Consider the following 15,278-nt stretch of genomic DNA (forward strand, 5'->3'; position numbering starts at 1 on the left):
GTTCGCTCGCTCCGCTCGCTCACGCCGACTCCGTGTGGACCGGGGTCAGGGCGGCCAACTGCGCCGCGATCCGTTCGGCGTCGCCGAGCACCACGGTGACCGCCTTAGCCGGGGCGAGGTAGCGGGCCGCGGCCGCCGCGACGTCATCGACGGTCGCCTTCGCCAGCCGGGCGGCGTGCTCGGCGAGGAAGTCCAGGCGCAGCCCACTGCCGGCGTACGCGCTGGTCAGCGAGGCCAGGCCGGCCTGGGTCGACATGCCGAGCTGGAGCGTGCCGAGGGCGTACTGGCGGGCCTGCTCCAGCTCGTCCGGCCTGGGCGGCAGGGAGGCCAGCCGGCCCAGCTCATACAGGGTCTCCAGCAGCGCCGGACCGGTCACCTCGGTCGCCACCTCGGCGGCCGCGACCAGCACCGACCCGGCGACCGAGTGCTCGATCAGCGAGTGCGGGCCGTAGGTGTAGCCCTTGTCCTCGCGGATGTTCTCCACCCAGCGGGAGGAGAAGTAGCCCCCGAAGACCAGGTTGGCCAGTTGCAGCGCCGCATGGTCGGGGTGGGTGCGCGGCACCGCCGGCAGCGCGATCCGCAGCGAGGACTGCACCGAGCCGGGCCGGTCGGCCAGCAGCAGCGGACCGGGCTCCAGCGGCGGCGTGGGCGGCAGTTCGGCCACGTGCCCGTCGCCGTTCCAGGCCGCGAGCGCCTTCTCGGCCGCGTCCACCACGCGTTCCGGCTGCACGTCCCCGACCAGCACCAGCACCGCGCCGGCCGGGTGCACCCGCTCGGCATGCAGTCTCCGCAGCGTGGGCGGCCGGACCGCGCGGACCTGCGCCGGCTCGGGGGTCTGCACCGCGTACGGGTGCTTGCCGTAGATCCGCTTGAGCAGCGCGGTGCGGGCCAGGTGCGCGGGCTGGCTCTGGGCGACCTGGATCCGGTCGATCAGCCGGTCCCGTTCGGTGCCGACCCAGTCCTTCGGGTAGGTCGCGCCGGTCAGCACCTCGGCGAGGATCTGCAGCATCCGGTCCAGCCCGGTGACCAGGCCGGCGCCGGAGATCATCAGCCGGTCCGGGTCGATCCCCGCGGAGAGCCCACCGCCGACCTTCTGCAGCTCGGCCGCGATCTGGTTGGCGGTCATGGTCTCGGTGCCGGAGAGCACGGTCTGCGCGAGCATCGCGCCGCGGGCCAGGTGGGTCCGCCCGAACGGCATCCAGAGGCGCAGCTCGACCAGCGGGACGGCCGGCCGGCGTACGGCGATCACGGTGAGCCCGTTGCCGAGCGTCCGCTCGGCCTGCTTCGGCAGCTTGAGCCTGCGGGTGGGGCCGAGCGCCGGCAGCGGCCGCGTACCGGTCTCCACGGTTGCCGTCACCTGGCCCTTCTTCGTTCGCGACTGCGGGGCTCGCAAACCCGGCTCACTCCTCGCGCTCACCTGGCACCTCCGGCGATGACCTCGATGGACGCGCGGCGCTCCGGCCGCAGGGTGGCGGCGGCCGCCCGAACCTGCTCCTCGGTGACCTCACCGACCAGCCGGGGCAGCTCGTTGAGCAGGCCCGGCTCGCCGCGCTGCTGCTCCAGCACGGCCATCCGCAGGGCGCGGCCGAGCACCGCGTCGGTGTCCCGCAGCAGGTGGGTGGCCATCCGGGCCTGGGTGCGGGCCAGCTCGCCCTCGGTCAGCCCGTCGGTGGCCAGCCGGTCCAGCTCCTCGTCGATGGTGCGCAGCACCTTGTCCACGTCGCCGCCGGGGGGCAGGTGTGCCTGGAGCAGCAGCGCGGTGGGGTCACGCACGTCGAACGGATCACCCATGAAGCCGAGGTAGCCACCGAGGCTGGTGACCGACCGGTCCCGCTGGACCAGCCGCTCCACGAGGCGGGAGGCATCGCCGTCGGTGAGCACCTCGGCCAGCACCACGTACGGCAGGTAGCCGACGAAGTCGGTCACCGGGTCGGGCACCCGCCAGGCCCCGGCCACCGCCGGCAGCGGGGCCAGCTTGTCGGTGTACGACGCGCGCCGCTCGGCGACCAGGTCGGGCTCGGCGAAGTCGGGGCGCTCCGGCGCGGGCCGGGCCGGAACGTCCCCGAAGTGCCGCTCGATCAGCTCGGTCGCCTCGGCCACGTCGATGTCCCCGCTGACGGCCAGCACGGCATTGCCGCTCGCGTAGTAGCGGCGGAAGAAGTCGGCCGCGTCGGCGACGGTGGCCGACTCCAGGTCACCGAAGGAGCCGTAGCCGTCGTGCGCGTTGGGGAAGGTGTCGAACATCACCGGCGGCAGGGTCAACCAGGGGAACCCGCCGTACGGCCGGTTGAGCACGTTGACCCGGATCTCCTCCTTGACCACGTCGACCTGGTTGCGCAGGTTCTCCTCGGTCAGCCGGGGGCCGCGCATCCGGTCGGCCTCCAGGAAGAGCGCCCGCTCCAGCGCGTTGCTCGGCAGCGTCTCGAAGTAGTCGGTGTAGTCCAGGTGGGTGGAGCCGTTGAAGGTGCCGCCCGCGCCCTGCACGTGCCGGAAATGGGCCAGCTTCTCCAGGTTCTCCGAGCCCTGGAACATCAGGTGCTCGAAGAGGTGGGCGAAGCCGGTGCGCCCCTCGGGCTCGGAGCGGATGCCGACGTCGTAGACCACCGCCACGCCGATGACGGGGGCGCTGCGGTCGGGGGTGAGCACCACCCGCAGGCCGTTGTCGAGGGTGAACCGCTCGACCGGGTACTTCGTCGCTGGAATTTTCGCTCTCCGCGCCGCCACGTGATCGACCCTAACCCGTCGGCACCTCCCGCACCGGCGACCTCCTGTCAGCGTCCGCTGCCCGAATGGTGGATCGGCCTTGACACCGGCCACGCCGTAGCCCACTCTTCCTATCAATCAAGTAGGAATACTGTGGATTGGACGAACGATGAGACGGCTCCCCTTCCGTCGGTTGGTCTCCCTAGCCACCCTCGCCGTCGTCGGCGCGGCCACCCTGGGCGCCATCGCGGCCTGCGGCGACGGCTCCGACGAAGCGGCCGGCAGCGGCGGCCCGGTGACGCTGCGCCTGGGCTACTTCCCGAACATCACCCACGCCCCCGCGGTGGTCGGCGTCGAGAAGGGCATCTTCAAGGAGAAGCTCGGCTCGGACGTCACGCTGGAGACCAAGACCTTCAACGCCGGCCCGGCCGCCATCGAGGCGGTCTTCTCCGGCGCGCTCGACGCGACATACATCGGTCCGAACCCGACGGTGAACGCGTTCTCGAAGTCCAAGGGCGAGGCGGTCCGGGTCATCTCCGGCGCCGCCTCGGGCGGCGTGGCGCTGGTGGTGAAGCCGGAGATCACCTCGGTGGAGCAGCTGCGCGGCAAGAAGATCGCCACCCCGCAGCTGGGCAACACCCAGGACGTCGCGCTGCGCTACTGGCTCAAGGAGAAGGGCCTCACCACCACCAAGGAGGGCGGCGGCGACGTCAAGGTCGTGCCGCAGGAGAACGCGCAGACGGTGGAGACCTTCGGCAGCGGCGCCATTGACGGCGCGTGGGTGCCGGAGCCGTTCGTCTCCCGGCTGATCAACGCCGGCGGCAAGGTCCTCGTCGACGAGCGCGACCTCTGGCCGGACAAGAAGTTCGTCATCACCAACCTGATCGTCAGCACCAAGTTCCTCAAGGCCCACCCCGACGTGGTGAAGAAGCTGGTCGAGGGGCAGGTCGCGGCGAACGAGTTCGTCAACACCAAGCCGGACGAGGCCCAGCAGGCCATCTCGGACCACATCGGCAAGATCACCGGCAAGCCGCTGGACATCAAGCTGATCAAGCAGGCCTGGCCGACCCTGGAGTTCACCAACGACCCGATCGCGTCCTCGCTGAAGACCGGCCTCGACCACGCGGTCGCCGTCGAGCTCACCCAGCCCGTGGACCTGAACGGCCTCTACGACCTGAAGTACCTCAACGAGGTGCTCAAGACCCAGGGCAAGCCCGAGGTCACCCAACCATGACGTCGACCACGACGACGGCCCGCAGCGCGACCGGCTCGGTCGCGCTGCGGGGCGTGACCAAGGTGTACGGCCAGGGCGAGAGCGCGGTCCTGGCCCTGGACGGGGTGTCGCTGGACGTCGCCCCCGGCGAGTTCGTCTGCCTGGTCGGCGCCTCCGGCTGCGGCAAGAGCACACTGCTCAACCTGGTCGCCGGGCTGGACCGGGCCAGCGGCGGGCGGATCGAGCTGGAAGACGGGGTCAACCCGGGCCTGATGTTCCAGGAGCCGGCCCTCTTCCCGTGGCTCACCGTTGAGGGCAACGTCGACATGCCGCTGAAGTTGCGCGGGCTGCCCAGGGCCGAGCGCCGGGCCAGGGTCGCCGAGCTGCTGCGCACGGTGCACCTGGCCGACTTCGGCCGCAAGCGGCCGCACCAGCTCTCCGGCGGCATGCGGCAGCGGGTCGCGCTGGCCCGCACCCTCGCGCTGGACACCCCGGTGCTGCTGATGGACGAACCGTTCGGCGCGCTCGACGCGATGACCCGGGACATCCTGCACGACGAGCTGGAACGGATCTGGTCCGAGCGGAGGCTCACCGTGCTCTTCGTGACCCACAACGTCCGGGAAGCAGCCCGCCTCGCCGACCGGATCATCCTGCTCTCCAGCCGGCCCGGCCGGATCATCTGGTCCACCCGGGTCGACGTGCCCCGGCCCCGACGCATCGACTCCCCGGAGATCGCGACCATCGCCGCCGAGGTCACCGACCGGTTGCGTACGGAGGTGGGCCGTCATGGCCAGTGACACGCTCGCCAGCGCCCCGCGTACCGACGCGGAGATCTCGGGACTCGACGCGCTGGAAATCGCCGGCCGGGAGAAGGGACCATCCCGCCTGGGCCGGATCTGGTCGGCGACCTGGCCGAAGCTGGCCGCCCTCGCCCTGGCCATCGGGCTCTGGCAGGCCGTGTTCTGGACCGGCTGGAAGGACCCGTGGACGTTCCCCGGTCCGGTGACCGTCTTCGAGGACTTCGGCCACTACCTGGTCAGCGCCGCGCTCTGGGACGGCCTGGCCACCACCGCCCGGCGGGCGGCCGTGGGTTTCGCTGCCGCCGTCGCCGTCGGGCTGGTGCTCGGCCTGGGCGTGGCCCGGGTCAAGGTGCTCCGGGCCGCGCTCGGCTCGATGATCACCGCGCTGCAGACGATGCCGTCGATCGCCTGGTTCCCGCTGGCGATCCTGCTCTTCGAGCTCAGCGAGCAGGCGATCTTTTTCGTGGTGGTGCTCGGCGCGGCCCCGTCGGTCGCCAACGGCGTCATCCACGGCGTGGACTACGTACCGCCGCTGCTGGTCCGCGCCGGTCGCAACATCGGCGCCCGGGGGCTGAACCTCTACCGGTACGTCATCGCGCCGGCCGCGCTGCCCGCGATCGTGGCCGGGCTCAAGCAGGGCTGGGCGTTCGCCTGGCGCAGCCTGATGGCCGGCGAGCTGCTGGTGGTCATCGCGAGCCGGACCTCGATCGGGGCCCAGCTCACCTACGCCCGGGAGCTCAGCGAGGCGCCCCGGCTGATGACCATCATGATCGTCATCCTGGTGGTGGGCGTGCTGGCGGACGCCGCGTTCGGCGCCGCCGACAAGGCGATCCGGCGGCGCTGGGGCGTACTGGACCAGGCCGGTAACTGAGACGTGTACGTCTCCGCGCGCAGCGACTACGCGCTCCGGGCCATGCTCGCCGTCGCCGATGCCGCCGGTGTTTCCGGCGACGGGGGCTTCGGCGACGGTGAGCTGGTCAAGGCGGCGAGCCTGGCCGAGAGCCAGGACATCCCGCTCAGCTTCCTCCAGGGCATCCTGCTCGACCTGCGTCGGGCCGGGTTGCTGTACAGCCACCGCGGCACCGAGGGCGGCTACGCCCTCACCCGCCCCGCGGACGAGATCAGCGTCGGCGACGTCCTGCGGGCGGTCGGCGGCACGCTGACCAGCGTGCGCGGCCTGCCGGCGGGCAGCGCCGGCTACCACGGGGTGGCCACCGGGCTGCGGGACGTCTGGCTGGCGGTGGACGGCGCGATCGCCCTGGTGGTCGACCGGACCACCCTGGCCGACCTGCTGGCAGACCGCGCCACCACACCCTGACGACGCGGCCGTGCGTGGCGGCTGGACCACCCACCTGTCACGCCGGCGGAGCGACCTGGCTCGAGCCGGCCCGGAATGCTCCATTGCCAGCTTTGGAGCTGCCCTGTCCATGCGGGCAGCGCCGAACGACCGACCGCCCACGCCGCCAGCGCCGGACGACCGACCACGCGGGCAACTTCAAAGGACGCTGGACGTAGCTCGGCCTGCGGCGGGCAGGCAAGCCCGCAGACCGCGGCGAGGATCAGGCAGTGCGGGGGCGGCGCGGGCGGCGGGAGCGGCCGGAGGTCCGGTGGGCCGCCCGGGCGCCGGTCGGGTCCCCGCCGTCGCCGCCGGCGCGAGCACCGCCAACGCCGGCACGACCAGCCTCCCCGGCGGGACGACCACCGTCGACGCGGCGGCTGCGGGGTGCCCCGGAGCGGGGGGCGGGCGCCGGCTGCGGAGCGACGACGATCACCGGTACGCCGGAGGGCTCGCGGGCGCCGGTGACCCGGACCAACGCCTCGTCGCCGGGGCGTACGCGGGCCGACTGCGGGGTGATGCCGGCGACGCTCATCAGCCGGGAGACGTCCCGGCGCTGCTCGGGCAGGACCAGGGTCACCACGCTGCCGGACTCCCCCGCCCGCGCGGTACGCCCGCCCCGGTGCAGGTAGTCCTTCGCCTCGGTCGGCGGATCCGCGTTGACCACCAGGTCCAGCCCGTCCACGTGGATGCCCCGGGCCGCCACGTCGGTCGCCACCAGCGCGGTGACCTGACCGGTGCGGAACTGCTCCAGGATCCGGGTGCGCTGCGGCTGGGTCTTGCCGCCGTGCAGCGCGGCCGCGCGTACCCCCTTGGCGAGCAGCTGGCGGGCGAGCCGGTCTGCGCGGTGCTTGGTCCCGATGAAGAGGATGGTGCGGCCGTCGCGGGCGGCGATCTGGGCGAGCGCGGCTTGCTTGTCCGCCGCCTCGACGTGCAGCACGTGGTGGGTCATCGCGGTCACCGTCGCGGTGCCGGGGTCGACCGAGTGCGAGACCGGGTCGGTCAGGAAGCGACGGACCAGCGTGTCGACGCCGCGGTCCAGGGTGGCCGAGAAGAGCATCCGCTGGCCGTCCGGGGCGACCTGCTCCAGCAGTTTGGTGACCTGCGGCAGGAAGCCCATGTCGGCCATCCGGTCGGCCTCGTCCAGCGCGGTGGTCGCGACCTGGTCCAGCCGGGCGTCGCCGCGGTTGATCAGGTCGTGCAGCCGGCCGGGGGTCGCCACGACCACCTCGGCGCCGGCCCGCAGCGCGTCCGCCTGCCGCTGCAGCGAAAGACCACCGACGACGGTGGCGCAGCGCAGCCCGACCGCGCGGGCGTACGGGGCGAGGGCGGTGGTGACCTGCTGGGCCAGCTCACGGGTCGGCACCAGCACCAGCGCGAGCGGCCGTCCGGGGCGGGCCCGCCGGCCGGCGGTGCGGTGCAGCAGCGGCAGTCCGAAGGCGAGAGTCTTGCCGGAGCCGGTACGACCCCGGCCGAGCACGTCCCTTCCGGCGAGCGAATCCGGCAGGGTGGCCGCCTGAATCGGGAACGGCTCGGTGATGCCCTGCGCCGACAGCTCGGCGAGCAGCGCCGGAGCGAGCCCGGTGGCGGCGAAGGTGGGTACGACGGTGGTCATGCGGAAGCCTTCCTCGACGCGGCACGTGTCGAGGAGGGGCGCCGGAACCGGCGCGTCACCGGAATCACCGGTGGTCACAAGCACGAACCGAAGGGGATACGGGCGGTCCGCCCACGCCGTGGGCCCCGACTGGTCGGGGCCGACCTCCTCGCGCTGCTCAGGCGCGGCGGGAGTCACGGCGGGGCGGACCGGCCACGTCACCGGGCCCGGAGGGCGCGGTGGTGGTGCTGCGGTGATCCGGAGATCAGAGCGGGCGGATGTTCTCCGCCTGCGGGCCCTTCTGGCCCTGGGTCACCTCGAACTCGACCCGCTGGTTCTCGTCCAGGCTCCGGTAGCCGGAGGACTGGATCGCCGAGAAGTGGGCGAAGACGTCGGCGCCGCCGCCGTCCGGGGTGATGAAGCCGAAGCCCTTGTCAGCGTTGAACCACTTGACGGTGCCAATAGCCATTTGTTCGTCTCCTTGACGGAACGTTCGAACCCGCACCTGTTGCGGGCCGAAGAGGAGCGCTCCGCGCGTCTGATGCGCGGACCGCCTGTCGCTGCTGGTCGCCCCGCCCGGAGAACTCCGGACACAACAAAGTGCGCCTGGGGCCACAATCCGCCAGGCGCACACAGAGTCTCTGGTAACCAAAACTGCAACGTGCCTAACGTATCACGAATTACGTAACGCCGGGTCGTCCGCCGAAATTTCCGGCACCCCCGCGATCAGCTCGGTCAACCCGTCGGCGTCGAGCAGGTCCGCCGGCCGGACGGTGACCCCGTCCCGGACGTAATGGAACGCCGCGCCCACCCGCTCCACCGGCACGCCGGCCAGCTCCGCCCAAGCCAGCCGGTAGACGGCGAGCTGCACTGCGGCCGCCTCGGCCTCCCGTCCGGTGGGCTGGCGGCCGGTCTTCCAGTCGACCACGTCGAAGCGACCACCGGGACGGGCGAAGACGGCATCCATCCGGCCGCGCACCACCACCCCGGCGACCACGGTGGCGAAGGGGACCTCCACCTCCACCGGCACCCGGTCGGCCCACTCGCTGGCCAGGAAGCGCTCCTGGAGCTCGGTCAGCGCCTCGTCCGGGGCGGCGTCGTCGTCCGCCGCGCCGGGCAGCTCGTCCACGTCGAGCAGTCGATCCGCACCGAAGCGCTGCTCCAGCCAGGCATGGAAGGCGGTACCGCGGCGCGCGTACGGGTTGGGCTCGGTGGGCATCGGCCGGCGCAGCGTCCGGGCCAGCGCCTCCGGGTCGCGGCGCAGCGCCACCAGCTGGGTCACCGACAGGTGGCCGGGCAGCTCGACCTCGACCCCCTCGGCGCGGCGGGCCAGCTCGGCCCGCTCGGCGAGCAGCAGGTCGGCCTCCCGCCGCCAGCGTGCCACCTCGGGATCGTCCGGGATCCCGGCCGCCCCGCCGTCGGCGCCCCGCACCGCTGCGGGGCCGGCCGGCGCCCGCCCGCTCTCGGGACCGTCTCCCCTGGAGCCCGCCGCGGCGGTGGCATCCTCGCGGCGGGCCGCCTCGGGGTCGGCGAGGAAGCGGCGGACCAGCGCGGCGGCCTCGGTCAGCGCCGGGCGGCGCGCGCCGAGGGGATCGGCGGGCCACTCGGCGTGGAGCACCACCTCGGTGGTCGGGTTGACCGCGTCCCCGGCCGGCTCCGGCGACCACTCGTCGACCAGGTGCCCGTCCGCGCCGTCCAGGCAGGCGTCGTGCACCTCCCGCAGGAATACGGACGGCCCACGCGGCCGCTTGGTCCCCTCCCCCCACCAGTACCCGGAGCAGAGCAGCAGCCGCCGGGGCCGGGTCACCGCCACGTACGCGAGCCGGCGCTCCTCCCGCTCGTCGTGCGCCCGCCAGGCGTCGGTGAAGTCCTCCAGCGCCCGCGCCACCCCGCGCTGATCCTCGGCGGCGGCCAGGCCCAGCTCGGGCAGCCCGTCGGCGTCGCCGCGCAGCGGGAAGGGCAGCACGCCGAGGCCGCCCAGCCAGTGGTCGGAGTTGCGCACCGGCCCGGGCCAGACGCCGCGGGTCAGGCCGGCCACCGACACGACGTCCCACTCCAAACCCTTGGCGGCGTGCGCGGTCAGGATCTGCACCGCGCCCTCCACCACCTCCACCTCGCCCGGGGTGAGCCCCCGCTCCTCGTCCTCGGCGGCGGCGAGGAAGGCCAGGAAGCCGGCGAGGGTGGCGCCGGGCGTCTCGCCGCTGAACCGGGCGGCGACGTCGCCGAGCGCGTCCAGGTGGCCCCGGGCCAGCCCGGCGTCGCCGGTGCCGTCCCGGCCGGCCCGGACCGCCACCTCCACGTCCAGGCCGATGGTCCGCTCGATGTCCGCGATCAGTTCCGGCAGCGACTGGTCCAGCCGGTAACGCAGCAGGGCCAGCTCCGTCCCGTACCCGCGCAGCCGCGCGTACCCCTCCGCCGAGTACGCCTGCGCCGGCCCGAGGTCGGCCAGCGCCTCCACCAGGGTGGCCTCGTCGAGCGCGTCCACGGTGATCTCCGGCCCGTCGTCACCGGCGAGCTGCCGCCGCGCCCTCGCGATGGCCCGCGCCCGCCGGTGCAGGGCCACCAGGTCACGCGGCCCGATCCGCCAGCGCGCCCCGGTGAGCAGCCGCAGCAGCGCGGCCCCGTCGGTCGGGTCGGCGAGCACCCGCAGCGTGCAGACCACGTCCCGGACCTCGGGGGTGTCCAGCAGGCCGCCCAGGCCGACCACCTCGACCGGCAGACCCCGGGCGCGCAGCGCGGACTCGATGGCCGGGATCTGACTGCGCAGCCGGACGAGCACGGCGGTGGTGGGACGCTGCGGCACCGGGATGTGCTCGGGCAGCGCATCGGGCATCCGGGCCGCCCCGCGCCAGGCGGCGACGACGCCGTCCGCGATCCACTCGGCCTCGTCGGCGTGCGTCTCCAGCAGGGCGCAGTGCACGGTGCCGCCGGCCGCTCCGCGCGGGCTGCGATGCGGGATCGGCTCCTTCACGCTCAGCGCGGCGCGCAGCTCAGGCACCTGCGCGCCGGCGGCCCGCAGCGGCGTCGCCAGCGCGTTGGCCACGCCCAGGATCTCCGGGCGGTTGCGCCAGCTCGTGGTCAGGCTGAGCACCCGGGCCGGGGAGCCGTCGGCGCGGGCGAACTCGACAGGGAAGCGGTCCAGCGTGCCGGCGCTGGCGCCTCGCCAGCCGTAGATGGACTGGCAGGGGTCGCCGACGGCGGTGACCGGGTGGCCGCCGCCGAAGACCGCGTTCAGCAGCACCACTTGGGCGTGGCTGGTGTCCTGGTATTCGTCCAGCAGCACCACCCGGTAGCGGTCCCGCTCGATCACGCCGACCCCGGGATGGTCCCGGGCCACCCGGGCGGCCCGGGCCAGCTGATCGGCGAAGTCCATCGCCTCGAAGTCGTCCTTGCGGCGGGCGTACGCCCGGACCAGCGGCAGCAGCCGCAGCCGGGTCTGCTGGACGGCGAGGGCCCTGCGCACGTCGGCGTAGACCCGGCCGGGGCGGGACTGCACGTCGGCGAAGAACCGGCCGGTCCAGGCGGCCAGCTCGTCCGGGTCGACCAGGTGCTCGTCCAGCTCCCCGGCCAGCGCCAGCACGGCGTCGGTGATGGTGCTCGGCATCCGGTCCACGTCGGACATGTCGCCGTCGTAGTTGCGCACCAGCAGGTCGACCAGCTGCCAGCGGGACGCTTCGGTGAGCAGCCGGGTGGAGGGCTCGTAGCCGGCGCGCAGCCCGTGCTCGGTGACGATCCGGCCGGCGTACGAGTGGTAGGTGGAGACGGTCGGCTCACCCGCCAGCGGGTCGTCGTGCGGGTCCCGGCCCTGCCGGCCCAGCCGCCGGATGAGCTGGTCGAGCCGGGTACGCACCCGGTGCGCCAGCTCGCCGGTCGCCTTGCGGGTGAAGGTGAGGCCGAGGATCTGCTCCGGCCGGACGTACGAGTTGGCGACCAGCCAGACCACCCGGGCGGCCATCGTCTCGGTCTTGCCGGAGCCGGCGCCCGCGACCACCAGCAGCGGCTCGACCGGCGCGGCGATGATCGCCGCCTGCTCCCGGGTGGGTGCCGGCAGCCGGAGCAGCTTCGCCAGCTCGACCGGGGTGTAGCGGGGACCGGAGTCGGCCGTCCTGGGCGCCGGGGTCGCGGTGCTGAAGAGCGCGGGCTGGGTCACGGCTTCTCCGGAGTCGGCGGCTCGACGACCTGGCGCCCCTGCCCGGACACCGGGCAGCTGGTGCGGACCGGGCAGACCCGGCACTTCGAGTTGGCGACCGCGGCGAAGGTGGCGGCGGCCATCGTATCGGCCGTGCGGCGGACCAGCGCGGTCGCCCAGCCGGCCTCCGGGCCCTCCCCGACCGCGGCCTGGGTCTGCTCCTTGGCGTCCTTCGCGCTGGTGCCGAGCTGCACCAGCGCGGCACCGCCGGACTCCTCGCCGAACTCGGCGAACGCCCCCGCCTCGACCGCCGCCTGGTACGCCCCGAGCTGCGGGTGCTCGGCGACCTCCCGCTCGGCGACGGCCGTGGACTTGCCGGTCTTGAGGTCGATCACCACGAGCCGGCCGTCGGCGTCGACCTCCAGCCGGTCCACCCGGCCGGTCAGCTCGACGGGCCGGTGCGGGTCGTCGAGGCGGACCGCGAACTCGTGCTCGATGGCGAGCAGCCGGCGCGGGTTCCCGGCGAGCCAGCGCAGCAGCTTGTCCACCATGGCCTCGGCGCGCGCCCGCTCGGGGCCGACCATCCAGCGGGCGGCCAGTTCGATCGCGTCGAAGCGGGCGGCCACGTACTCCAGCAGGGCGGTGCGGTCGGCGCTGGCGTCCTCGGCGAGCATCGCGGCGGCGTGCACGAGGTTGCCGACGCCCTGCGCGGCGCTGGCCGGGCCGCTGCCGCCGTGCCGTTCCAGCAGCCAGCGCAGGCTGCACCGCAGCGCGCTCTCCATCGCCGACGGGGTGACCCGGACCGGCTCGCCGTCGTCCACCAGCGGCCGGTCGTCGGAGAGGCCGCGCAGCCCCCACCAGTCGTCGGGGTGGGCGCCGGGAACCCCGGCGGCGGCCAGCCGAGCCAGCTCGGCCGCCGCGGCGCGCCGCCGGGCGTACGGCGCCGTCGGGTCGGTGACCGCGGTACGCAGCTCCGCCACCAGCGCCGACAGGGTCAGCCCCCGGGGTGGCCGGGTGACCGGCAGCGCGCGCGGCTCGACATCCCCGTCGTCGTGCGGGTCGCCGTCGACGGTGAGCGCCGCACCGTCGCCCGGTCCGCCGGATGGCGGCCTCGGCCCGGAGCTGCTCGGGCCGCGTCCGCCGCCGATTGCGGGTGGCTCGGTGGCCCCCAGCTCGTGCAGGAATCGGCTGGGCTGTTCCTCGTGGTCGTCGCCGCCGACGGCTGCCGAGGCGACCGCGGTGACCAGCACCCGGTGTCGGGCCCGGCTGACCGCCACGTGGAAGAGCCGGCGTTCCTCGTCGAGCAGCGCCGAGGTCTGCCCGACCAGGCTGGCCCGGGTGCCGGCACCGTCGGCCCGGCCGGCGAGCACGTCTACCAGCCGCTCGGAGCCGAGCAGGCTGCCGCGCAGTCGCAGGTCCGGCCAGACGCCCTCCTGGACGCCTGCGACGGCGACCAGGTCCCACTCCAGGCCCTTCGCGGCGTGCGCGGTGAGCAGCCGGACCGCGTCGCCCCGGTCGGCACTGGCGGCCAGGGTGTCCGCCGGCAGGTCCTGGGCGAGCACGTGGTCGAGGAAGACCTCGGTGCGCGCGCCGGGCAGCCGGTCGGTGAACCGGGCGGCCGCGTCGAAGAGCACCATCACCGCGTCGAGGTCCCGGTCGGCGGCCTCGGCCCGCCAGCGCTGCGCGGTCTCGTGCTCGCCGGTGGCCGCCCGGCCGCGGGTGATCGCCCCGGCCCAGCGTTCGGCGAGGCCACTGTCCCGCCAGACCGCCCAGAGCACGTCCTCGGCGGTCGCGCCGGGGGTGGCCGCCGCCCGCCGGGCGGTCTCCAGCAGGGCCGCCACCGCCTGCGCGGGCGCCACCCAGCGCCGGTCGATCGCGGCCAGCTCGGCCGGGTCGCGCAGCGCCTCGACGATCAGCTCGCCGGAGGGTCGCCGGTCGCCGCCGGCCAGCGCGAGCGCGCGCAGCCCCTGCCGCAGCCGCCGCTCGGCGAGCGGGTCGGCGCCACCGAGTGGCGAGTGCAGCAGCGCGATTGCGGCCTCCTCGTCGAGCCGGTCCGGCTCCAGGGCGCAGCGGAGCAGGAGCAGCAGCGGCGCCACCCCGGGTTGCAGGTGCAGCGGCAGGTCCTCGCCGTGCACCACGGTCGGCACGCCGGCGGTGTGCAGGGCGCGCTGCAACGACGGGAGCTGCCGGGCGGTCGACCGGACCAGCACTGCCATCCGGGACCAGGGGACCCCGTCGAGCAGGTGCGCCTCGCGCAGGGCGTGGGCCAGCCAGGCGGACTCGCTGGTGGCCGAGCGGAACGTGCGGACCTCCACCGAGCCGGGTGGCGCGTCGGGCAGCGGGCGCAGCCGTCGGTGCGCCCCCGGGCCGCGCAGCCGGCGGGCCAGCCGGGCGGTCGCCGCGAGCAGCCCGGGGCCGGCCCGGTAGGAGGTGGTGAGCACGACCTGCGCCGCCGGTGCGCCGGAGGCGGTGCGGAACCGGTGCGGGAAGGTGGTCACCCCGGCCGGGTCGGCGCCACGGAAGGAGTACGTGGAGGAATCGGGGTCGGCGAAGGCGACCAGGGGCTTGCCGCCACCGGCGATCACCGCGAGCAGGTCGAGCTGGGCGGGGTCGGTGTCGGCCAGCTCGTCGACGTAGACGTACGCCAGCCGGCGGCGCTCGGCCGCCAGCAGCTCCGGGTCGTCGAGCAGCATTCCGGTGGCGGCCCGGACCAGCTCGGCCGGGTCGTACGCGATGGAGCCGCGGTTGTCGACGTCGCGCAGCGCGAGGACGGCTACGTACTCCCGGAGGAAGCGGGCGGCGGCCGGCCAGTCGGCGCGGCCCAGCTTCTCGCCCAACCGGGCCAGCTCGACCGGGCCGACGCCGCGCTCGGCGGCGCGCATCAGCAGGTCCCGGAGCTGGGCGGCGAACGCCCGGGTACGCAGCGCGGGGCGCAGGTCCGCCGGCCAGCCGACCGGGTCGTCCTCCGGCTCCTCGCCGACCACGTCCAGCAACTCGCGGATGATCAGATCCTGCTCGGGACCGGTGAGCAGCCTTGGCGACGGCTCGCCCCGCTCGGCGGCGGCCCGGCGGAGCAGCCCGAAGGCGTACGCCGGGAAGGTGCGCACCAGCGGCTCGCGGACCACCCGGTGCCCGTCCCCGGCGACCCGCGCCTCGATCCGGTGGCGCAGCTCGGTGGCGCCCCGGCGGCCGAAGGTGAGCACCAGGATGCGTTCCGGGTCGACGCCGTCGGCCACCCGGGCGGCGACCGCCTCGATCAGCGTGCTGGTCTTGCCGGTGCCCGGACCGCCGACGACCAGCATCGGCCCGTCGGTGTGCCCGACGACCTCCGCCTGCAACTGGTCGTCCAGCCGCCTCCACGGCTGACCGTTGTGGACCGGCCCGGGGTGCGCGCCATCGACCGCCGACCCCCCGGACCGCGGCTCCCCCTCGCTGGTCGGACCCGACCGACCCGTCCCCTGGTCCGGCCCGCCGGGCCGGCGGTCCCCCCGAACCGCCGCGAC

The 15,278-nt window shown here is 74.6% G+C and carries 10 protein-coding genes; 4 read left to right on the forward strand and 6 right to left on the reverse strand.

Features of this window, described 5'->3' with window-relative positions:
• Nucleotides 1-19: 19 nt before the first annotated feature.
• Both GA0070624_RS33100 and GA0070624_RS33105 read right to left on the reverse strand, forming a co-directional pair.
• Nucleotides 20-1,357 (reverse strand): M16 family metallopeptidase, encoded by a 1,338-nt coding sequence (locus GA0070624_RS33100; protein WP_091347546.1) that lies wholly within the window; start codon nucleotides 1,355-1,357, stop codon nucleotides 20-22.
• A 56-nt stretch (nucleotides 1,358-1,413) separates the two neighbouring features.
• The gene (locus GA0070624_RS33105) at nucleotides 1,414-2,724 is read right to left on the reverse strand and encodes a M16 family metallopeptidase (RefSeq protein ID WP_091347549.1); all 1,311 of its coding nucleotides are present in this window, start codon (nucleotides 2,722-2,724) and stop codon (nucleotides 1,414-1,416) included.
• 148 nt (nucleotides 2,725-2,872) lie between these two features.
• Here GA0070624_RS33105 and GA0070624_RS33110 point away from each other — a divergent pair, with 148 nt between their 5' ends.
• From GA0070624_RS33110 to GA0070624_RS33125, 4 genes are read left to right on the forward strand one after another with little or no spacing between them, the layout of a single operon-like run.
• The gene (locus tag GA0070624_RS33110; RefSeq protein WP_091347553.1) at nucleotides 2,873-3,937 is read left to right on the forward strand and encodes an ABC transporter substrate-binding protein; all 1,065 of its coding nucleotides are present in this window, start codon (nucleotides 2,873-2,875) and stop codon (nucleotides 3,935-3,937) included.
• Nucleotides 3,934-4,713 (forward strand): ABC transporter ATP-binding protein, encoded by a 780-nt coding sequence (locus GA0070624_RS33115; RefSeq protein WP_091347556.1) that lies wholly within the window; start codon nucleotides 3,934-3,936, stop codon nucleotides 4,711-4,713. Before GA0070624_RS33110 ends, GA0070624_RS33115 begins: the two co-directional genes overlap by 4 nt.
• Nucleotides 4,703-5,587 (forward strand): ABC transporter permease, encoded by an 885-nt coding sequence (locus GA0070624_RS33120; RefSeq protein WP_091347559.1) that lies wholly within the window; start codon nucleotides 4,703-4,705, stop codon nucleotides 5,585-5,587. The genes GA0070624_RS33115 and GA0070624_RS33120 overlap by 11 nt, the downstream gene beginning before the upstream one ends.
• A 3-nt stretch (nucleotides 5,588-5,590) precedes the next feature.
• The gene (locus tag GA0070624_RS33125; RefSeq protein WP_091347563.1) at nucleotides 5,591-6,034 is read left to right on the forward strand and encodes an RrF2 family transcriptional regulator; all 444 of its coding nucleotides are present in this window, start codon (nucleotides 5,591-5,593) and stop codon (nucleotides 6,032-6,034) included.
• Between the two features lie 241 nt (nucleotides 6,035-6,275).
• Here the strand turns inward: GA0070624_RS33125 and GA0070624_RS33130 are convergent, their stop codons facing one another.
• From GA0070624_RS33130 to GA0070624_RS33145, 4 genes are all read right to left on the reverse strand, one after another.
• Nucleotides 6,276-7,667 carry a DEAD/DEAH box helicase gene (locus GA0070624_RS33130; RefSeq protein ID WP_091350366.1) on the reverse strand — a complete coding sequence of 464 codons (1,392 nt, stop codon included), beginning with the start codon at nucleotides 7,665-7,667 and terminating at the stop codon, nucleotides 6,276-6,278.
• 244 nt (nucleotides 7,668-7,911) lie between these two features.
• On the reverse strand, nucleotides 7,912-8,115 hold the full coding sequence (cspE, locus tag GA0070624_RS33135; RefSeq protein WP_007464836.1) for a transcription antiterminator/RNA stability regulator CspE: 204 nt from the start codon (nucleotides 8,113-8,115) through the stop codon (nucleotides 7,912-7,914).
• Nucleotides 8,116-8,319: 204 nt separating this feature from the next.
• Nucleotides 8,320-11,796, reverse strand: coding sequence for an ATP-dependent helicase (locus GA0070624_RS33140; protein WP_091347567.1), 3,477 nt, complete (start codon nucleotides 11,794-11,796; stop codon nucleotides 8,320-8,322).
• On the reverse strand, nucleotides 11,793-15,077 hold the full coding sequence (locus tag GA0070624_RS33145; RefSeq protein ID WP_245719221.1) for an ATP-dependent helicase: 3,285 nt from the start codon (nucleotides 15,075-15,077) through the stop codon (nucleotides 11,793-11,795). Before GA0070624_RS33145 ends, GA0070624_RS33140 begins: the two co-directional genes overlap by 4 nt.
• Nucleotides 15,078-15,278: the final 201 nt, after the last annotated feature.

It is taken from the genome of Micromonospora rhizosphaerae, assembly GCF_900091465.1.
Classification (GTDB): Bacteria; Actinomycetota; Actinomycetes; order Mycobacteriales; family Micromonosporaceae; genus Micromonospora; species Micromonospora rhizosphaerae.